Raw genomic sequence first — 19,541 nt, forward strand, 5'->3', positions numbered from 1 at the left:
TCGATCTTGCCAGGGACCTTGGCCGGTTTTGGCCGAGCACACCCCTGGCTTCCCCCATTCCGGCATACCGTCGAGTGAGACCGGATATCCCGCGTCGCGACGTTATGTCACCGCCATCGATGTCACGCAACGGCGCGCGACAGGAGCCAGAGGACATGCAGACCAAGCTGGACGAAGCCAAGGCCGAGCTGCTCGCACGGGCCGCCCGGGTAGCTGAGGACGGCCCTGCCGGGGGGCAACAACCGGTACAGGGCCCCGGCCCGGAGTCCCTTTCCGCGTATCTCCAGCGCTACTACCTGCATACGGCCCCCGAGGACCTGGCCGACCGCGACCCCGTGGACGTCCTCGGTGCCGCGCTCTCGCACTACCGGCTGGGCGAGAACCGGCCGCAGGGCACCGCGAACGTGCGCGTCCACACCCCCTCCGTCGAGGAGAACGGCTGGACCTGCACCCACTCCGTCGTCGAGGTCGTCACCGACGACATGCCCTTCCTCGTCGACTCGGTGACCAACGAGCTCTCCCGGCAGGGCCGTGGCATCCATGTCGTGATCCACCCTCAGGTGATCGTCCGCCGTGACCTGACCGGCAAGCTGATCGAGATCCTCGACAGCAACGGCGACGCCCGACTCGCCGCCCAGGGCAAGACCCCCGAGCGCCCGCACGACGCGCTCGTCGAGTCCTGGATCCATGTCGAGATCGACCGCGAGACCGACCGCGGCGACCTCAAGCAGATCACCGCCGATCTGCTGCGCGTCCTCTCCGACGTCCGCGAGGCCGTCGAGGACTGGGAGAAGATGCGCGACGCCGCGCTGCGCATCGCCGAGGAGCTGCCGGGCGAGCCGACCGCGACCGACCTGCGCGACCAGGAGGTGAACGAGGCCCGCGAGCTGCTGCGCTGGCTGGCCGACGACCACTTCACCTTCCTCGGCTACCGCGAGTACGAGCTGACCCAGGCGCCCACCGAGTCCGGCGGCGAGGAGGACGTGCTCACCGCCGTCCCCGGCACCGGCCTGGGCATCCTGCGTTCCGACCCGCACCACCGCGACGGCGACGGCTCCGGCGTCGGCCACGCCCCCGGCTCGCCGTCCTTCAGCCGGCTGCCCGCCGACGCCCGCGCCAAGGCCCGCGAGCACAAGCTGCTGGTGCTGACCAAGGCGAACAGCCGCGCCACCGTGCACCGCCCGTCCTACCTTGACTACATCGGGGTGAAGAAGTTCGACGCCGCGGGCAACGTGATCGGCGAGCGGCGCTTCCTGGGCCTGTTCTCCTCCGCCGCGTACACCGAGTCGGTGCGCCGGGTGCCGGTCATCCGGCGCAAGGTCGAGGAGGTCCTGGAGGGCGCCGGCTTCGCGCCCAACAGCCACGACGGCCGCGACCTGCTCCAGATCCTGGAGACCTACCCGCGCGACGAGCTGTTCCAGACCCCGACCGACCAGCTGCGCTCCATCGTCACCTCCGTCCTCTACCTGCAGGAGCGCCGCCGGCTGCGGCTGTTCCTGCGCGAGGACGAGTACGGGCGCTTCTACTCCGCGCTGGTCTACCTGCCGCGGGACCGCTTCACCACCGACGTCCGGCTGCGGCTGACCGACATCCTGATCGAGGAGCTCAACGGTCGCCCCAAGGTCGACTTCACCGCGCTGCACACCGAGTCGGTCCTCTCCCGGCTGCACTTCGTCGTCCGCGTCAAGCCCGGCGCCACCCTGCCCGACCTGACCGACGCCGACATGGAGCGCATCGAGCACCGCCTGGTCGAGGCCGCCCGCTCCTGGGCCGACGGCTTCGCCGAGGCGCTGGGCGCCGAGGTCGGCGAGGAGCGCGCCGCCGAGCTGCTGCGCCGCTACGGCTCCGCCTTCCCCGAGGGCTACAAGGCCGACCACTCGCCGCGTGCCGCCGTCGCCGACCTCCAGCACCTGGAGCGGCTCACCGCGACCGGCGGCGAGCGCGAATTCGCGCTGAGCCTGTACGAGCCGGTGGGCGCCGCCGTCGGCGAGCGCCGCTTCAAGATCTACCGCTACGGCGCCCAGGTGTCCCTCTCCGCGGTGCTGCCGGTGCTCAACCGCCTCGGCGTCGAGGTCATCGACGAGCGCCCCCACGAGCTGCGCTGCTCGGACCGCACCTCCGCCTGGATCTACGACTTCGGTCTGCGGCTGCCGGTCTCCAAGGGCGGCGACAGCCTCGCCGACGACGCCCGCGAGCGGTTCCAGAACGCGTTCGCGGCGGTGTGGACCGGCCAGGCCGAGAACGACAACTTCAACCAGCTCGTGCTGGGCGCCGGGCTCGACTGGCGCCAGGCCATGGTGCTCCGCGCCTACGCCAAGTACCTGCGCCAGGCCGGCTCGACCTTCAGCCAGGCGTACATGGAGGACACCCTCCGCAACAACGTGCACACCACCCGGCTGCTGGTCTCCCTCTTCGAGGCCCGCATGTCGCCGGAGCGGCAGCGCGCCGGCGTCGAGCTGACCGACGCCCTGCTGGAGGAGCTGGAGGCGGCGCTCGACCAGGTCGCCTCGCTGGACGAGGACCGCATCCTGCGCTCCTTCCTCACGGTCATCAAGGCCACCCTGCGCACCAACCACTTCCAGACCGACAGCGACGGCAAGCCGCACTCCTACCTGTCGATGAAGCTGGACCCGCAGGCCATCCCGGACCTTCCCGCGCCCCGCCCGGCGTACGAGATCTGGGTCTACTCCCCGCGGGTGGAGGGCGTGCACCTGCGCTTCGGCAAGGTCGCGCGCGGCGGTCTGCGCTGGTCCGACCGGCGTGAGGACTTCCGCACCGAGATCCTGGGCCTGGTCAAGGCGCAGATGGTGAAGAACACCGTCATCGTGCCGGTCGGCGCCAAGGGCGGCTTCGTCGGCAAGCGGCTGCCGGACCCGTCGGTGGACCGCGACGCCTGGCTGGCCGAGGGCATCGCCTGCTACCAGACCTTCATCTCCGGCCTGCTCGACATCACCGACAACATGGTCGGCGGCCAGGTCGAGCCGCCCCGTGACGTGGTGCGCCACGACGGGGACGACACCTACCTCGTCGTCGCCGCCGACAAGGGCACCGCCACCTTCTCCGACATCGCCAACGAGGTGGCCCAGTCCTACGGCTTCTGGCTCGGCGACGCCTTCGCCTCCGGCGGCTCGGCGGGCTACGACCACAAGGGCATGGGCATCACCGCCCGCGGCGCCTGGGAGTCGGTCAAGCGGCACTTCCGCGAGCTGGGTCACGACACCCAGAGCCAGGACTTCACCGTGGTCGGCGTCGGCGACATGTCCGGCGACGTCTTCGGCAACGGCATGCTGCTCAGCGAGCACATCCGCCTGGTCGCCGCCTTCGACCACCGCCACATCTTCATCGACCCCGTGCCCGACGCCGCGGTCTCCTACGCCGAGCGGCGCCGCCTCTTCGAGCTGCCCCGCTCCTCGTGGGCCGACTACGACACCAGCCTGCTCTCGGCGGGCGGCGGCGTCTTCCCGCGCACCGCCAAGTCCATCGCCCTCACCCCGCAGATCCGCGCGGCCCTCGGCATCGAGGGCAAGGTCGGCAAGATGACCCCCGCCGAGCTGATGAAGGCGATCCTCCAGGCCCCGGTCGACCTGCTGTGGAACGGCGGCATCGGCACCTACGTCAAGGCGCACACCGAGAGCCACGCCGACGTCGGCGACAAGGCCAACGACGCCATCCGCGTCGACGGCCAGGACCTGCGGGTCAAGGTCGTCGGCGAGGGCGGCAACCTCGGCCTCACCCAGCTCGGCCGCATCGAGTTCGCCTCCGGCGGCGGCCGGATCAACACCGACGCCATCGACAACAGCGCCGGCGTGGACACCTCCGACCACGAGGTGAACATCAAGATCCTGCTGAACAAGGTGGTCGAGGACGGCGACCTCACCCTCAAGCAGCGCAACAAGCTGCTCGCCGAGATGACCGACGAGGTCGGCGCGCTGGTGCTGCGCAACAACTACGCCCAGAACGTCGCCCTCACCAACGCGGTCACCCAGGCCCCGAGCCTGCTCCACGCCCACCAGCGCACCATGCGACGCCTGGTCCGCGACGGCGCCCTCGACCGCGCGCTGGAGTTCCTCCCCAGCGACCGGGTGATCCGCGAGCGGCTCGCCTCCGGGCGCGGCCTGACCCAGCCCGAGCTGGCCGTCCTGCTCGCCTACACCAAGATCACCGTCGCCGAGGAGCTCATCGGCACCGGGCTGCCGGACGACCCGTACCTCCAGCGCCTGCTGAACGCCTACTTCCCGAAGGCGCTCAACGAGCGGTTCCCGGAGCACATCGACAACCACGCGCTGCGTCGCGAGATCATCACCACGGTGCTGGTCAACGACACCATCAACACCGGTGGCTCGACGTTCCTGCACCGTATGCGCGAGGAGACCGGCGCCTCCATCGAGGAGATCGTCCGCGCCCAGACCGCGGCCCGCGCGATCTTCGTCCTCGGTGAGGTCTGGGACGAGGTCGAGGCCCTGGACACCGTCGTCCCCGCCGACGTCCAGACCCGGATCCGGCTCCACTCCCGCCGCCTCGTCGAGCGCGGCACCCGCTGGCTGCTCAACAACCGCCCGCAGCCGCTGGAGCTCACCGAGACCATCGAGTTCTTCCGCGACGGCGTGGCGGCGGTCTGGTCCCAGCTCGCCAAGCTGCTGCGCGGCGCGGACCTGGAGTGGTACCAGCGGATCAACGAGGAGCTGACCGGCGCCGGGGTCCCCGAGGAGCTGGCCATGCGCGTCGCCGGCTTCTCCTCGGCCTTCCCCGCGCTCGACGTCGTCGCCATCGCCGACCGCATCGGCAAGGACCCGCTCGCCGTCGCCGAGGTCTACTACGACCTCGCCGACCGGCTGCGGATCACCGACCTCATGGACCGCATCATCGAGCTCCCCCGAGCCGACCGCTGGCAGTCCATGGCCCGCGCCTCCATCCGCGAGGACCTCTACGCCGCGCACGCCGCCCTCACCGCCGACATCCTGGCGGTCGGCAACGGCGCCTCCACCCCGGAGCAGCGGTTCACGTCCTGGGAGGAGAAGAACGCGGCCATCCTCCAGCGCGCCCGCACCACGCTGGAGGAGATCCAGGGCTCGGAGACCTTCGACCTGGCCAACCTGTCGGTGGCGATGCGGACGATGCGGACGCTGCTGCGGTCGCATGCGTGAGCGCCGACGCTGAGCCGCGACGCCGACGCTGAGCCAGCGTGAAGGGGCGGTGCGGGTTCCGGATACCGGGACCCGCACCGCCCCTTCGTCGTGTCGGGGGACCCGACCCGCCGCCCCGGGGGAGGCGGGTGTGCGCCCGCCACCCTGAGGGAAGCGGGCCGCCGGTGTAGCCCGGAAAACGGCGGACGGGCGCGGTGGCCGCGTGTTACGTTGGCGAGGTTCGTGTGGACCGGATCGAGGACGAAAGGGAGGTGGGGTTGATGACCGCGCCCGAGGCCACTGCCGCGCGCAGCGCCCGGACCGCCCCCGCGTCCCGGGCGACGGCCTGACCCGTCACACCCCGCCTCGCCGAGAGCCCGCCTTTCGCGGAGCCACCCGCGAGGTGTCCGATCACTCGAACCTCACCATGAAACGGATCCTCATCCCGTCATGCGTACCCACCACACCTGGGTCACCCGCGCCGAGACCCGCGCGGACATCCCCGCCATCCGCGAGATCACCCTCGCCGCGTTCGACACCCCGCTGGAGGCGGACTTGGTCGACGCGTTGCGCGCCGACCCCGCCTGGATCGACGGCCTGTCGCTCGTCGCGACCGACGCGGACGGCACGCTCGTCGCCCACGCCCTGCTGACCCGCTGCCACATCGGCGAGGCCCCGGCCCTGTGCCTGGGCCCCGTCTCCGTGCGGCCGGAGCACCAGCGGACGGGTGCCGGCTCCGCCGTCATCCGCGCCGCGCTCGCCGCGGCGAGGGAGCGCGACGAGCACCACGTCACCGTCCTCGGACACCCGGAGTACTACCCGCGCTTCGGGTTCACCCGCGCCTCGACCCACGGCATCGGCCTGACCATCGAGGTGCCGGACGAGGCCATGATGGCGCTCACCCTGGACGCGGCCCACCCGCTGCCGAGCGGCACCGTCCGCTACGCGGCTCCGTTCGGGATCTAGCGGCCTCGCCCGCCGCCGGGCGAGGGGGCGCCTCGCCTCCTCGCCCGGCGGCGGCAACCCTCCCGTACCCTCGTCCCTTCAGTGATCTTGAGCGGGGGAGTGGGCCGTGCACAGTGCCGTCGTCACGTCCGGGGGAGACCGGATCCGGTGGGTGGAACTGCCGGGGGAGGGGCCCGCGCGGGTCTATGTGCACGGGCTGGGGGCCACCTCGCCCGCGTACTTCGCCGCCGTGGCGGTCCATCCATCGCTGGCGGGGTGACGGTCGCTGCTGGTGGACCTGATGGGACACGGCCACAGCGACCGGCCGACGGACTTCGACTACACCCTGGAGTCCCACGCCGACGCCCTCGCCGCGGCATTGACCGCGGCCGGCGTCTTCGGCGCGGAGATCGTCGCGCACAGCATGGGCGGTTCGGTCGCCATCGTGCTCGCCGCCCGCCACCCCGAGTTGGTCTCCCGGCTGGTCCTGGTCGACGCCAACCTCGACCCGATCCCGCGCCGGCCCGAGTCCTCCGGCAGCAGCGGCATCGCCTGGTACCCGGAAGAGGAGTTCCTGGCGGGCGGCTGGGCGGAGGTACGGGACCGGGTCGGCGCCCACTGGTGGTCGACCATGCGACTGGCCGGTCGGGAGGCGCTGCACCGCAGCGCCGTGCACCTCGCGCGAGGCACCACCCCCACCATGCGCGAACTCCTGCTGGAGCTGGACATCCCACGCGCCTATCTGCTGCCGGAGGCCGACGGCCCGCTGCCCGGCGCCGAGGCGCTCGCCGCGGCGGGGGTGGCCGTCGTGGCCGTCCCCGACTGTGGGCACAACATCATGCTGGACAACCCGGAGGGCTTCGTCCGCGCCACCGCGGCCGCGCTGGTCGGGACCGACGCGGGGGAGTCGTAGGCGCCACGGCCCGGGGCCCGGCCCCGGCCCCGAGCCCGGGGCCTGACACCAGCCGCATCGGCTCGCGTCGACCCGCATCGGCCTCCAGATGCCCGCGTGCCGCCTAACGCTGGACGGGGCTCGCCGCCGCGTCGGGCCGCGCCGCGTCGGGCCGCGCCGCGTCGGGCCGCGCCGTGTCGGGCCGCGCCGTGTCGGGCCGCGCCGTGTCGGGCCGGTCTCCACGTACCTCCGGCAGCAGCAGGACGGCCAGGTTCGCGACGGCCACCAGGACCGCCGCCGCCAGCAACGGCGCGGTGGTGCCGACCGCCGCGGCGACGGGCGCGGCCACGGCCAGGCCCAGGGGGCGGGCGGCGAAGGAGATCAGCATGTCGAAGGAGCCGACCCGGCCGAGCGCCTCCCGGGGGATGCGCTGCTGGAGGGTGGTCTCCCACAGCGGGCTCAGGACGCCGAGCCCGAACATGGCGGCGCAGTAGGCGACCGTGACGGCTGCCGTCGGCAGCCGCAGCGCGAAGGCCGCCAGGGGCAGCGCGTAGACGGCGGCCCCCAGGGCGATGGCGACCAGCGGGCGCCGGATGGGCAGTCGGGACGCGGCCCAGACGCCGGCCAGCATGCCCGCCGTGCCGACCTGCGTGATGATCACCCAGGCGGTCTCGCCGCCCAGATGGCGCACGGCGATCAGCGGGCCGAGCGTCAGCAGGAACCCCGCGGCCAGGTGCCACACCCCGTGACCGAGGGCGTTGAGGACGAACCAGCGGTGTCGCCGGGACTCCGCCCAGCCCTCCCGGAGGTCCGCCAGGAAGTCGCCGCGTGCGGTCGGGCGGGCGGTCGGCTCGGGGTGCAGCCGGCCGAGCGTGGTGGCGGACACCACGAACAGCGCGCCGGTCAGGAGCGAGGACCAGCCGGCTCCCACCAGCAGCATCAGCCCTCCGGCGGTGGCGGGCGCGGCGACCTGGGCGAGCCCCTGGGCCACGCCGAGCCGCGCGTTCACCCGCAGCCGCTCCGGCGCGGGCACCACGGCGGCGACCAGCGTTCGGACGGCCGGCGTCCCGAAGGCCACGGCCGCGCCGGTGATCGCGGACAGCACCGCCAGATCCGCGATGCGGACCTGCCCGGCGAGGAGTTCGGCGCCGATCGCCAGTTGGGTGACGGCGCGTATCAGGTCCGCGGCGAGCGTCACCCGCTGCGGTGGGAAGCGATCGGCCACCACGCCGGCGACCGGCAGCAGGAGCAGCAGGGGGAGCAGTTCGCAGGAGAGGACGAGCCCCAGGTCGGCGGCGGAGCCGGTGCCGACGATCGCGAGGGTCAACGTGGTCGGGATGAGCGCGGTGCCCAGCGCCGCGAAGGTGCGTCCGATCAGCAGGCGAAGCGTCGGTGGCATCATGGCGGCGAATGTATTTCGCTGCCGGATCGTTCGTCAACGAAATACTTGCTGGCGTAGCATACTGGGTGGATGGAGGACTCCGTCGATCGGCATATCGCCCGCTGGCGCGACAAGGCGCCCTTCGATGAGCGGGTCGAGGCGATCGTGACCCGCGTTCAGCTGCTGAGTAAGCACGTGGCCCAGGCCAAGGGCCGGGCCCTCGCCGAAATCGGTCTGCAGGAGTTCGAGTTCGAGACCCTGCACCGGCTCGCGTCGCGCGGCGAGCCCTGGCGCGCCACCCCCTCGGAGCTGGCCGCCGAGCTGATGGTCTCGCCCGCGGGAATGACGGGCCGGCTCGACTCGCTGGAGAACGCCGGCCTGGTCCGCAGGCTCCGCGGCCTCACGCGCGACCGCCGCCGGGTCGATGTCGAGCTCACCGAGCTCGGCCACTCCCGCTGGTTCGCGGCGATGCGGCTGCGCGGCGCGGCCGAGGACGCCATGGTGGAGGCCCTGGGTCCGGACGATCAGGACGTGTTGAGCGACCTGCTCAAGCGCATGCTGGCGCGGGTGGAGGCCGGCGGCGCCGAACCGTCGGATGACCGCGCGCGAGAGCCGCACGGCCCGGCCCTCGCCGGTGCCACGAGGCATGACATCGGCCGCATGCGGTGAAACCGGCGGCGCTCCGACCGGGCCCCGTGGTAGGCAACCGGTATGGATGATCTTGTGACGGAGCGACTGGTGCTGCATCCGCTGAGCGTGGCCGAGGCCGAGGCGCTGGTGGCCGGGGAGCCGGACGGAACGGTCCGCTGGGCGCCCGGGTATCCGACGGAGGGGGACGTGGGCGCGGTCGGGAGGTTCCTGGCCGTGGAGGCGGACGGCGACGGGCCGCCGCACGCGGGCGTCTACGAGATACGCACCCGCGAGGACGGCGTCGCCGTCGGCGGCATGGGCTTCCACGGGCCCGTGGCCGAGGACGGCAGCGTCACCGTCGGCTACGGCCTGGTGCCCGCGGCCCAGGGGAAGGGGTACGCCACCGAGGCGCTCCGGGCGGTGCTGTCGGCGGCGCGCGAGCGCGGCATCGCGAAGGTGAAGGGCGACGCCGACCACGCCAACATCGCCTCCCAGCGCGTCATGACCGGCGCCGGCATGGAACTGGTCGGCGCCGACGAGAAGGTGAAGTACTACGAGACCACCTGGCCGCTGGCCGGATGACGCCGAGCCGACGGCGCGGGACCGACGCCGCCGGGCGGATGGCCCTGGCTCGACGATGCCGCCGGGTCGACGGCGCTGGGCGGATGCCGCCGGCCCGACGCCGCCGGGCCGACGGCGCTAGGCGGATGACGCCGGCCACGATGACGCCGGGCCGACGGTGCCGGGCAGAGCGCCGGGGCGACGCCGCCGGGCCGAGGATCCCGGCCCGACGACGACGCCGGGCCGATAGCGCTGGGCCGTCGACGACGCCAGGTCGACGTGCCGGGCGGAGGACGCCGGGCGGATAGCGCGGGCCGAGCTGCCGGGCCGATGGCCCTGGCCCGTCGACGACCTCTGGGCCGATTGCGCTGGGCCGTCAACGACGCGGGCCGACGGTGCCGGGCGGATAGCGCGGGCCGATGCCGCCGAGCCGATGACCCTGGCCCGACGGCGCCGCCCGGCCGACGACGCCGGGCGGGTGGCGCCAGACCCACAACGCCAGGCCGATGACCCTGGCGGCGTCGACGCCGGGTCGACGACACCGGGCCGGTAGCGCTGGGCCGTCGACGCCGGGCCCATGGCGCCGGGTGGGTGAAACCCGGCCGGGCCCGGCCTGCCGCGGCGGCCCGGGGCCGGCCGCTCGGTCGAAGATCGGATCATGCGGTTTTCGGCCCGCGTCGCCGTCGGGGTCCTGGCACCCATGGGCGCCATGCTCGCCCTCGGCCTCTGGGGGCTCGACCGGGGCGCGATGTGGCGCGACGAGTCGGCGACCTATCTGGTGGCGCGGCGCACCCTGCCGGAGATCTGGCGGCTGCTCGGCACCGTCGACGCCGTCCATGGGCTCTACTACCTGCTGATGCACGGGGTGCTCGCCGCGAGCCGCGGCCTCGCCGCCCCCGTCGGCGACACCGAGACGCTGCTGCGGGCGCCCTCCCTGCTCGCCGCCGTCGGCACCGCCGGGCTGGTCGCCGCCCTCGGTCACCGGCTGACCGGGCGGGCCCGGGTGGGGCTGTGGGCGGGGCTGCTGTACGCGGCGACACCGATCGTCAGCCACTACGCGCAGGAGGGGCGGCCGTACGCCCTGGTCGCCACCGGCGCCGCCGCGGCCACCCTGCTGCTGGTGCGGGCCGCCGAGCGGCACACCGCCGGCGGCTGGGCCGGGTACGGGGCCGTCGCCGCGGTCACCGTGCTGCTCAACGCCTGCGCCGCGCTGCTGCTCGCCGCACACGCCGCCACCCTTGCCCTCGCCCGTGCGCCGCGCCGCACCTGGCGGGGTTGGGCGGCGGCGGCCGGCGGGGTGGTCGCGGTGCTGGCGCCGCTGCTGCTGGTCTCAGCCGGCCAGGCGGACCAGGTGGCGTGGATCGCCGAGCCGCGCTATCCGCAGGTCAAGGCCCTGCTGTACGGGTTCGCCGGCCCCAGCGGGCTGGTCCTCGCGGTCAACCTGGCCCTGATGGGCGTGGCGCTGGCCCGCCCGCTGCCGCCGGCCACCCCGCTGCCGCTGCCGGCGGTGGCGCTGCCGCTCGCCCTCGTCCCTCCGCTGCTGCTCTTCGCCGCCTCCCAGCAGGAGGCGCTCTTTCACCCGCGGTACGTGTTCTTCGCGCTGGCCGGGGTGCCGCTGTTGGCGGCGGCCGGTGCGGAGTGGGTCGCCTCCCGCATGGCCTGGCGGCGGCCGGTGGCCCTGGTGGGGGCGGCGGCGATCGGCCTGGCCTTCCTCTGGCAGTTCCCCCTCCACCAGCGCGAACGGGCCCTGTCCAGCCGGGCCGACAACCTCGCCGCGGCGGCCGCGGAGCTCGGTCGGGTCACCCGCCCCGGCGACGCGGTCCTCTACGCCCCCGCGTACGAGCGCCGTCTCGCGCTCGCCTACCCCCGGCCGGTCGCCCACCTCCGCGATGTGGCGCTCCAGGCCCCCGGCCCGCCCTCCGGCACCCTCTACGGGCGCGAGGTCGGCCCTCGCGAACTCGCCCGGCGGCTGGCCCCGCTCGACCGGGTGTGGCTGGTCTCCGAGCCCGGCCCACCCCACGGCCCCAAGCCCACCGCCCTGACGGCGCGGGGCTTCCGACCCGGCCCGTCGCTGTGTCTGGCGGACGGCAAGCTGACCCTGTACGTCCGTCAGGAGCGCCCCTGACATCCGTCATGTGGTGCCCGGCGCCCCAGGCACCCCGGCACCCCCCCCGGCGCCTGTCGGGCCGTCAGGCCCGGCGGCGGCGGATCAGGTACGCCACCGCGACGACCCCGAGGAGCGGGCCCCAGAGGAGCAGCGGGGCGTAGCAGAGGGTCATCACGGTGCGGCCCGCGCCGTGTGGGGAGTCCGGCGCGTCCATGTTCTCGTTCCAGCCGCCGGCGAGGGCCGTGAGGGACAGGGCGGTGAGGGCCGCCGCACCGGTGATCGCCGGGATGAAGGCCACCAGCGGGGGGATGCGGCGGCCGCCGAGGGCGGGGACCCAGTGGGGGACCACCTCGCCCCAGCGGTGGACCAGGCCGAGGGTCAGCAGGCCGAGGGTCTCGGCGAAGAGCGAGAGGCCGATCAGGTAGAGGGACATGCCCCAGCCGATCTCGCTCTGGTGGAGGCCCGAGCCGGGGGCGAAGCCGAGCGGGACGCCGAACGCGCCGGCGATCCGCCACAGTCCCGATGCCAGCGGGGTCAGCGCGGCGATGTGGGCCGTGCGTCGGACCCACGGCGCGGGCTCGGTGCGAGCGGTGCCGGGCAGCGGGACGGAGGCGGTCGCCACGGTGGACTCCCTGGTGTGGTGGGCGAGTTCGACGTGTCGATCCTCGCCGTGGAGACCCTCGCGTCGCGTCCGGCCGTGGTCGTCATTCCGGCGGCCGGTGCTCGGCCCGTCGTCTGACGGCCGATGAGACGTGAGAGGGAGTCCGTACACCCGCCCGTCAGCCCGCGGACGCACGCCGGTGTCAGACCCTCGCCGCACCCCCTGCCACAGCCCTGTTGTTCAGACCCCCGTCTCCCCCAGCAGTACCCGCCGGACCACCCGCTCCGCGGCCCGGCCGTCGTCGTAGCGGCAGAAGCGTTCCCGGAAGGCCGCCCGCAGCGCGGTGGCGGACGCGTCGTTCCAGCGGCCCTCGCGGAAGACGGCGATGAGTTCGTCCTCGGTGCGGGCGACGGCGCCGGGGGTGTCGCCGGGGCGGCCGGAGAGCAGGTCGAAGTAGACGCCGCGGGTGGCGCGGTAGAGCTCCCAGTCGTCGGCGTAGACGACGATCGGCCGGTCGAGGTCGGCGTAGTCGAACATGATGGAGGAGTAGTCGGTCAGCAGCGCGTCGGCGGCCAGGCACAGGTCCTCCACCCGGGGGTGCGCGGAGACGTCGATGACCCGGCCGGCCTCGGCCAGCCCCGCCAGGTCCGCCTGCGCCCCGTAGGAGTAGTGGGCCCGCACCAGCAGCACCGTGTCCGGGCCCAGCGCCCGGCTCACCCGCGCCAGGTCCAGGCGGGGGGTGAAGGAGTGCTGGTAGTCGCGGAGGGTGGGGGTGTAGAGGATCGCGGTGCGCTCGGCGGGGATGCCCAGTTCGGCGCGGAGGGCCGCGATCTGGGCGCGGCCGGCGCGGAAGTAGACGTCGTTGCGCGGATAGCCGTATTCGAGGATCTCGTACGAGGCCGGGTAGACCCGCTCCCAGACCTCGCTGGAGTGCTGGTTGGAGGAGAGCACGTAGTCCCAGCGGTCCACCCGGCGCAGCAGACCGCGGAAGCTCATGCCGCGGGCCGCCGCCGGATAGCGCTGCTGGTCCAGGCCCATGCACTTCAGCGGGGTGCCGTGCAGCGTCTGCAGATGGATCTGTCCGGGCCGCTTGACCAGGTCGTCGGCGAAGTTGACGTTGTTGACGAGGTACCTGGCGCGGGCGATGGCCTGGTAGTACGCGCGGGTGCCGGGCACGACGTAGTCGACGTCCCGCGGGACCGTCTCGAGCTGCGACCGACGGACCACCCACACCCCGTGGATGTGCGGCGCCAGCTCCCGCGCCTTGTAGTAGACGGCGGCCGGATTGCACAGCACCCCGCGGTTCCAGTAGGCGGAGTAGACGGCCAGCCGGTCGTCCAGCGGCAGCCGCCGGTGGGCCCGGTACAGGGCCCGCTTGGCCCGCTTGGCCAGCGGGTGGCGGACCTTCCGGCGCAGCCAGCGAGTCCCGGCGGAGGGCCGCGCCTCGCGGGCCAGGTAGCGCGCGAAGGAGCCGCGCGCCAGCGCCTCGAAGCGCTCGGCGTCCTCGGGCGGCGGGGTGAAGCCCGGCGGCACGTGCAGGAGGTACCAGCCCGACGCCCGCTGGAAGAAGCGCAGCCGGTCGCGGGGGGCCACCCGGGAGGGGTTGTCCAGGCAGAACAGGAAGTGGGAGACGGCCCGTTCGAAGAGCGCCGGGCGCAGCGGTTCCAGCCGCGGACGGTCGTCGAGGAAGTCGAAGAGGCGCGCGTACTGCTCGAAGATGACGAAGTGCTTCTCGCCGGGGCTGCGGGTGCTGGCCCCGGTGCGCCGCTGCCGGTACTCCAGCCCCACCAGGGGCACACAGGCGAGCCGCTCGGCCGTCAGCATGGTCTTGTACGACAGCAGGGCGTCCTCGTAGATGCCCTCGCTGAAGGCGAACCGGTGTCCGGTGTAGAAGTCCCGACGGTAGACGCGGTTGGAGGACATCGCGAACAGCCGCAGGAACTCGGGGCGTTCCAGGATGGAGAAGACGTCCGTGCCGGCGGACTCCAGCAGCGGCCCGAAGAGGCTGGGCTCCCGCCGCTCCCACCAGTAGGTGCGCACATGGTCGAAGTAGAGGATGTCCGGGTCGGCGGTGAGGGCGAGCCGGTCGGCCAGGCCGCGCAGGGTGCCGGGGGCGAGGGTGTCGTCGCCGTCGAGGAAGAGCAGGTAGTCGCCGGTGGCCCGGGCCACGCCGGCGTTCCTGGCCCGGCCCGGGCCCTGGTTGACCTCCAGGTGCGTCGGGACCACCCGCTCGTCCCGCGCCGCGTACTCGTCGATGATGGCGCCGCAGTGGTCCGGCGACCGGTCGTCGACCGCCACCACCTCGATGTCGCGGAAGGACTGCGTGAGGACCGAGTCGAGGCACGCGCGCAGAAAGCCCTGCACCCGGTAGGCGGCGACGATGATGCTGAAGCGGGGCATGGCGCCCTCCTCCCTCCTCCCGTAATGGACCCGGTCACCGGGGTCTCGGCCGGTGAAGGACCGGGATCACCGGGTTGTCGGCGCTCAACGGCGCGAGACCACGTCGAGGGTGACGGCGGGCGGGCCGTGGGGCCGGGCGGCCGGGGCCGGGGTGCGGTCCGCGAGCGGCACCACCGGTGGCCCGTCGTCCGTCTCGCCGAGGAAGACCCGCCGCACCACGCGCTCGGCGGCCCGCCCGTCGTCCCAGGGGCAGAAACGTTCCCGGAAGGCGGTGCGCCGCGCGGCCGCGGTGGACTCGCGCCAGCGGCCCTCGCGGAACACCGCGATCAGCTCGTCCTCGGTGCGGCAGACCGGCCCCGGCGCGTCCTCGCCGGTGAGGTCGAGGTAGACGCCGCGGGTGGCGCGGTAGGCGTCCCAGTCGTCGGCGTAGACGACGATCGGGCGGTCCAGATTGGCGTAGTCGACCATGAGGGAGGAGTAGTCGGTGATCAGCGCGTCGGCGGCCAGGCACAGCTCCTCCACGCTGCCGTGCGCCGAGACGTCGACGACCCCCGCCGCCCCGGCCGCTCCCCCCTCCGCGCCCGGTCCCCGACCGCCGTCGGCGAAGTAGTGCGCGCGGACCAGCAGGGTGAACTGCGGGCCCAGCGCGTGCGCGACCCGGCCCACGTCCAGCCGGGGCGCGTGATCGCGCGCGTAGTCGCGGTGGGTGGGCGCGTACAGCACGGCGGTGGCGTGCGGCGCGATGCCGAGCGCCGCGCGGACGCGCCGGATGTCCTCGGCGGTGGCGTGCTGGTAGACGTCGTTGCGCGGATAGCCGTAGTCGAGCGTGGTGTAGCCGGAGGGGTAGACGCGCTCCCAGGTGAGGGTGGAGTGCCGGTTGGCGGAGAGGCTGTAGTCCCAGCGGTCCACCCGCTTCAGCAGCCGCTCGAAGTCCAAGGAGCGCGCGGCCGCCGGATGCTCCTGGAGGTCCAGGCCCATGTGCTTGAGCGGGGTGCCGTGGTGGGTCTGGAGGTGGATCTGGCCGGGCCGCTTGCGCAGCCGGTCGGTGAAGTTGACGTTGTTGACCAGGAAGCGGGCGCGGGCCAGCGCGGTCCAGTACGCGGCCGAGCCGGGCTGGATCCGCCGCACGCCCGGCGGCAGGGTGTGCGCGTACGCCTCGCCGGTGATCCACGCGGTACGCAGGTGCGGCGCCAGCCGCCGCACCTCGGCCTCGATGGCCGCCGGGTTGCAGGCGTAGCCGCGGTGCCAGTACGCGGCGAAGACGGCCAGCCGCGGATCGAGGCGCCGCTGGCGCTGGAGGAGGTAGTGCGCGCGCAGCACCCCGGTCCGCAGCGCCCGGTAGCAGCCGCCGGCCAGTCGCCGGCCGCCGCGCCACAGCCGCCGCGCCGCGCTCAGCAACCCGTACGCCCGGCAGGCGCCGAGCCGCAGCAGCGTGGAGCGCAGCCGGATGCGGCGCCGGGCGGCCCGGCCGAGCGCGCCGTGGGTGTGGTGGCGGCGGTGGTGGGCGCGGGTGCGGCGGGCGAAGTCGGCGCGGGTGCCCGGCGGCAGCCGGCCCGGCGCGGCGTAGATCGCGGCGAGGTGCTCCAACATCCGTTGGAACAGCACCGGGCGCCAGTGGGCCAGTTCGGGGCGGCTGTCGACGAACGCGAAGACGCGGTCGTACTGGTCGAAGACGTCGAAGTGGGCGTGGCTGGTGGTGCGCAGGATGGAGCCGCGCCGGCGCTGCCGGTAGTGCACGCAGACCCGGTCCAGGGTGGCGACCGAGCGGGCGCACAGCAGCACCGGGTAGGTCCAGGGGGTGTCCTCGTAGATGCCGGGCGGGAAGGTGAAGCCCTCGCGCTGGATGAAGTCCCGGCGGTACGCCTTGTTCCACGCCACCATCAGCAGCCGCAGCAGTTCGGGGCGGTCGGCGAGCCGGAAGACCTCGGGCACGTCGGTGCCGGCCGGGCCGCGTTGGGCGAGCAGCCCGGCGCGCACGTTGCGCACCGTCACGCCGGTCCAGTACACCCGCGCGTAGTCGAAGAGCAGCACCTCCGGGGCGGCGGTGGCGCGCAGCCGCTCGTCGATCGCGCGCAGCGCGCCGGGCGCCAGGGTGTCGTCGCCGTCGAGGAAGAGCAGGTAGTCGCCGGTGGCCTGGCGCAGCCCGGCGTTGCGGGCCGGGCCCAGGCCCGTGTTCTCGGGGAGGTGGACGGGGCGCACCCGCGGGTCCTGGGCGGCCAGCTCGTCGATGATGGCGCCGCAGGCGTCCGGGGAGGCGTCGTCGACCGCGATCAGCTCCAGGTCGGTGTGGTCCTGCGTCAGCACGGAGCGCAGGCAGTCGTGGAGGTACGCCTGGACCTTGTACGCGGGGACGATGACGCTGAACCGGGGCACGGCGGATCCCAGGGGTCGGGGACGCGGGCGAGAAAGGTTGTCCCACTATCACGTAAACAGGGGGGAGTGATCCGTTTTTGCGGCGCTGGGCGGGGAGAGCCGCCCCGTTTGGCCCACAAGCCCGCCGCCTCGCCCCCGCCGTGTCCCCGTCGCGCCCCCTGCCATGTCCCCGCCGTGCCCCCGTCGCGCCCCGGCACCGCCCCGCCCCGCCGCTCCGTACGCCCCCGTACCCCCGGCGCCACGGCCGCGGCTACTTCACCGCGCCCGCCATCACGCCCGACACGAACTGCCGCTGGAAGGCGAAGAAGACGGCCAGCGGCACCACCATCGAGATGAAGGCGCCGGGGCCGAGCACGTCGATGTTGTTGCCGAACTGCCGGACCTGCTGCTGGAGCGCGACCGTGATCGGCGGGTTGCCGCTGTCCGCGAAGATCAGCGCGACCAGCATGTCGTTCCACACCCACAGGAACTGGAAGATGCCCAGCGAGGCGATGGCCGGGCCGCCCAGCGGCAGCACCACCCGGAAGAACAGCCGCAGCTCGCCCGCCCCGTCCAGCCGCGCCGCCTCCAGCAGCTCGCGCGGGATCTCGGCGAAGAAGTTGCGCAGCAGGAAGATCGCGAAGGGCAGGCCGAAGGCGGTGTGGAAGAGCACCACGCCGGTGGTGGTCTCGAAGATGCCGATCTCGCCGAAGAGCTTGGCCACCGGGATCAGCGCCACCTGCACGGGGACCACCAGCAGGCCGACGACCAGCAGGAACCACCAGTCGCGGCCGGGGAAGTCCATCCAGGCGAAGGCGTAGCCGGCGAGCGCGCCGATCAGCACCACCAGCACCGTGGCCGGGACGGTGATCGCGGCCGTGGTCCACAGCGAGTCGGTGATCCGCTCGTTGTTCAGCAGGTCCTCGTAGGCGCCGAAGGTGAGCTGGCCCGGGTCGCCGAAGACCTTCCACCAGCCGGAGACGTCCACGTCGGCCGGGTCGCGCAGCGAGGAGAGCAGCAGCCCGACGGTGGGCAGCAGCCAGAAGAGCCCCACCAGGATCAGAAAGATCCGGGTCGCCCCGCCGCCGGCCCGGGCCGCGATCCGCGCGGGCAGCGACTGTTTGCCTCGTACGACCGTGTCCGCACTGGTCATCGGCGGCGCTCCCTACGAATCCGGCGAATATTGAAGAACATCACGGGCACCACGAGCACCAGCAGGAACACCGCGATCGCGCTGCCGACGCCCTGGTTGACGTCCGTCCCGAAGGACGACTTGTAGAGCTGGAGCGCGAGCACGTTGGCGTCGTCCTGGGAGGTGCCCGGCGCGATGATGTAGACGAGGTCGAAGATCTTCAAGACGTTGATCATGAGGGTGACGGTGACGACGGCGAGCACCGGAGCCAGCAGCGGCACCGTCACCCGGCGGAAGACCTGCCACTCGTTGGCGCCGTCCACCCGCGCGGCCTCCAGCAGCTCGCGCGGCACGCCGGCGAGCCCGGCCGCGATCAGCACCATCGCGAAGCCCGCCCACATCCAGACGTAGGAGCCGATGATGGCCGGGGTGACCAGGCTCGGTCCCAGCCAGTCCACGCCGTTGTAGGGCTCCTTGAAGTTCGATCCTGGCAGCCGCAGCAGGGCGCCCTCCGCCTCGGCGGGCAGGGTGTAGGTGCCGTCGGCGCGGGTGGTGGCGGTGGCGACGACCTTCCCGTCCCGCACCGCCTCGACCTTGAGATCCGCCAGCCCCTTCTCGCCCCGCTCCAGCACGTTGTGCCGGCCGCCGCCGCGGGTGAAGTCGAACCAGACGGTGCCGGTGACCTTCCCGGGCTCGGCCTTGGCCGCCTTGGCGTCCGCCGCCCCGCGGATGTCGTCGCGCTTGGCCGCGACCAGCGGCACGGCGGTGGGCGCGCCGACCCGCAGCGGCTCGGGAGCGGTGAACGAGCCGCCCCCGGAGTCGGTCAGCCCGGCGTCGGGGCGCGGATGGGCGCCGGGGAACGGCGGCGAGTCGGCGAAGGTGTCGTGCACGGTCACCCACATGGCGTTGGCCACGCCCCGGTCCGGGTCCTGCTCGTACACCAGCCGGAAGATGATGCCCGCCGCCAGCATGGAGATCGCCATCGGCATGAAGACGACCAGCTTGAAGGCGGTGCCCCAGCGCACCCGCTCGGTGAGCACCGCGAAGATCAGCCCGAGCGCGGTGGCCACCGAGGGGGCGACGACCACCCAGATGATGTTGTTCTTGACCGCCGTGAGGATGGCGTCGTCGGTGAAGACCGTCTCGTAGTTGTCCAGGCCGACGAAGCCGTCACCCGGGGCGTCGAAGAAGCTGCGCCACAGGGAGTAGCCGATCGGATAGACGACGAGGGCGCCGAGCAGCGCCAGCGCGGGCAGCAGGAACAGCGCCACCACCCACGGCCGGGTGCCCATGAGGGTCCGGCGCCTGGCGGTGCGCTTCGTGGCGGACGGGGTGGGGCCGGAGGCGGCCGCGCCGCCCGCTGTCGCGGTCGACATGATGGAGGTCTCCCGGTCGCTCGGGTCGGGTCGGTCGCGTC

Annotated in this window: 11 protein-coding genes and 1 pseudogene; 6 read left to right on the forward strand and 6 right to left on the reverse strand. The window is 73.4% G+C overall.

The window, feature by feature from the left end; translation table 11 throughout:
- Nucleotides 1-155 precede the first annotated feature (155 nt).
- The 3 genes and pseudogenes from CD790_RS28570 to CD790_RS28580 all read left to right on the forward strand — a co-directional run bounded on the left by CD790_RS28570 (nucleotide 156) and on the right by CD790_RS28580 (nucleotide 6,981).
- Nucleotides 156-5,144, forward strand: a complete 4,989-nt coding sequence (locus CD790_RS28570) for an NAD-glutamate dehydrogenase (RefSeq protein WP_144386264.1) — start codon at nucleotides 156-158, stop codon at nucleotides 5,142-5,144.
- A gap of 429 nt (nucleotides 5,145-5,573) precedes the next feature.
- A complete protein-coding gene (locus tag CD790_RS28575; protein ID WP_144386265.1) occupies nucleotides 5,574-6,089 on the forward strand; it encodes a GNAT family N-acetyltransferase in 516 nt (171 codons plus the stop codon).
- 106 nt (nucleotides 6,090-6,195) lie between these two features.
- Nucleotides 6,196-6,981, forward strand: a pseudogene (locus CD790_RS28580) (alpha/beta fold hydrolase).
- A 103-nt stretch (nucleotides 6,982-7,084) separates the two neighbouring features.
- Here the strand turns inward: CD790_RS28580 and CD790_RS28585 are convergent.
- Complete coding sequence (locus CD790_RS28585) at nucleotides 7,085-8,362, reverse strand: MFS transporter (protein ID WP_144386266.1); 1,278 nt, start codon at nucleotides 8,360-8,362, stop codon at nucleotides 7,085-7,087.
- 69 nt (nucleotides 8,363-8,431) lie between these two features.
- Between CD790_RS28585 and CD790_RS28590 the strand changes: the two genes are divergently transcribed.
- The 3 genes from CD790_RS28590 (at nucleotide 8,432) to CD790_RS28600 (ending at nucleotide 11,657) form a co-directional block, all read left to right on the forward strand.
- Nucleotides 8,432-9,010 carry a MarR family winged helix-turn-helix transcriptional regulator gene (locus CD790_RS28590; protein WP_144386267.1) on the forward strand — a complete coding sequence of 193 codons (579 nt, stop codon included), beginning with the start codon at nucleotides 8,432-8,434 and terminating at the stop codon, nucleotides 9,008-9,010.
- Nucleotides 9,011-9,052: 42 nt separating this feature from the next.
- Entirely contained in the window at nucleotides 9,053-9,553 is a 501-nt protein-coding gene (locus tag CD790_RS28595) for a GNAT family N-acetyltransferase (RefSeq protein ID WP_144386268.1), read from the forward strand.
- A gap of 637 nt (nucleotides 9,554-10,190) precedes the next feature.
- A complete protein-coding gene (locus tag CD790_RS28600) occupies nucleotides 10,191-11,657 on the forward strand; it encodes a glycosyltransferase family 39 protein (protein WP_144386269.1) in 1,467 nt (488 codons plus the stop codon).
- A 64-nt stretch (nucleotides 11,658-11,721) separates the two neighbouring features.
- Here CD790_RS28600 and CD790_RS28605 read toward each other — a convergent pair whose 3' ends face one another.
- The 5 genes from CD790_RS28605 to CD790_RS28625 form a co-directional block, all read right to left on the reverse strand.
- Entirely contained in the window at nucleotides 11,722-12,261 is a 540-nt protein-coding gene (locus tag CD790_RS28605; protein WP_260867958.1) for a hypothetical protein, read from the reverse strand.
- Between the two features lie 219 nt (nucleotides 12,262-12,480).
- Nucleotides 12,481-14,640 (reverse strand): bifunctional glycosyltransferase/CDP-glycerol:glycerophosphate glycerophosphotransferase, encoded by a 2,160-nt coding sequence (locus CD790_RS28610; protein ID WP_144386270.1) that lies wholly within the window; start codon nucleotides 14,638-14,640, stop codon nucleotides 12,481-12,483.
- A gap of 84 nt (nucleotides 14,641-14,724) precedes the next feature.
- Nucleotides 14,725-17,013, reverse strand: coding sequence for a bifunctional glycosyltransferase family 2 protein/CDP-glycerol:glycerophosphate glycerophosphotransferase (locus CD790_RS28615; protein ID WP_144386271.1), 2,289 nt, complete (start codon nucleotides 17,011-17,013; stop codon nucleotides 14,725-14,727).
- A gap of 250 nt (nucleotides 17,014-17,263) precedes the next feature.
- Entirely contained in the window at nucleotides 17,264-18,145 is an 882-nt protein-coding gene (locus CD790_RS28620) for a carbohydrate ABC transporter permease (RefSeq protein WP_144386272.1), read from the reverse strand.
- The gene (locus CD790_RS28625; protein ID WP_144386273.1) at nucleotides 18,142-19,500 is read right to left on the reverse strand and encodes a carbohydrate ABC transporter permease; all 1,359 of its coding nucleotides are present in this window, start codon (nucleotides 19,498-19,500) and stop codon (nucleotides 18,142-18,144) included. The genes CD790_RS28620 and CD790_RS28625 overlap by 4 nt, the downstream gene beginning before the upstream one ends.
- Nucleotides 19,501-19,541: the final 41 nt, after the last annotated feature.

This window comes from Streptomyces sp. SAJ15 (assembly GCF_007595705.1).
Classification (GTDB): domain Bacteria; phylum Actinomycetota; class Actinomycetes; order Streptomycetales; family Streptomycetaceae; genus Streptomyces.

What these genes read in the sequence shown, in the direction of transcription:
- CD790_RS28620 (WP_144386272.1), bottom strand. Translation starts at nt 18,145, where the DNA reads ATGACCAGTGCGGACACGGTCGTACGAGGCAAACAGTCGCTGCCCGCG.
- CD790_RS28585 (WP_144386266.1), bottom strand. Translation starts at nt 8,362, where the DNA reads ATGATGCCACCGACGCTTCGCCTGCTGATCGGACGCACCTTCGCGGCG.
- CD790_RS28600 (WP_144386269.1), top strand. Translation starts at nt 10,191, where the DNA reads ATGCGGTTTTCGGCCCGCGTCGCCGTCGGGGTCCTGGCACCCATGGGC.
- CD790_RS28610 (WP_144386270.1), bottom strand. Translation starts at nt 14,640, where the DNA reads ATGCCCCGCTTCAGCATCATCGTCGCCGCCTACCGGGTGCAGGGCTTT.
- CD790_RS28625 (WP_144386273.1), bottom strand. Translation starts at nt 19,500, where the DNA reads ATGTCGACCGCGACAGCGGGCGGCGCGGCCGCCTCCGGCCCCACCCCG.
- CD790_RS28570 (WP_144386264.1), top strand. Translation starts at nt 156, where the DNA reads ATGCAGACCAAGCTGGACGAAGCCAAGGCCGAGCTGCTCGCACGGGCC.
- CD790_RS28590 (WP_144386267.1), top strand. Translation starts at nt 8,432, where the DNA reads ATGGAGGACTCCGTCGATCGGCATATCGCCCGCTGGCGCGACAAGGCG.
- CD790_RS28575 (WP_144386265.1), top strand. Translation starts at nt 5,574, where the DNA reads ATGCGTACCCACCACACCTGGGTCACCCGCGCCGAGACCCGCGCGGAC.
- CD790_RS28595 (WP_144386268.1), top strand. Translation starts at nt 9,053, where the DNA reads ATGGATGATCTTGTGACGGAGCGACTGGTGCTGCATCCGCTGAGCGTG.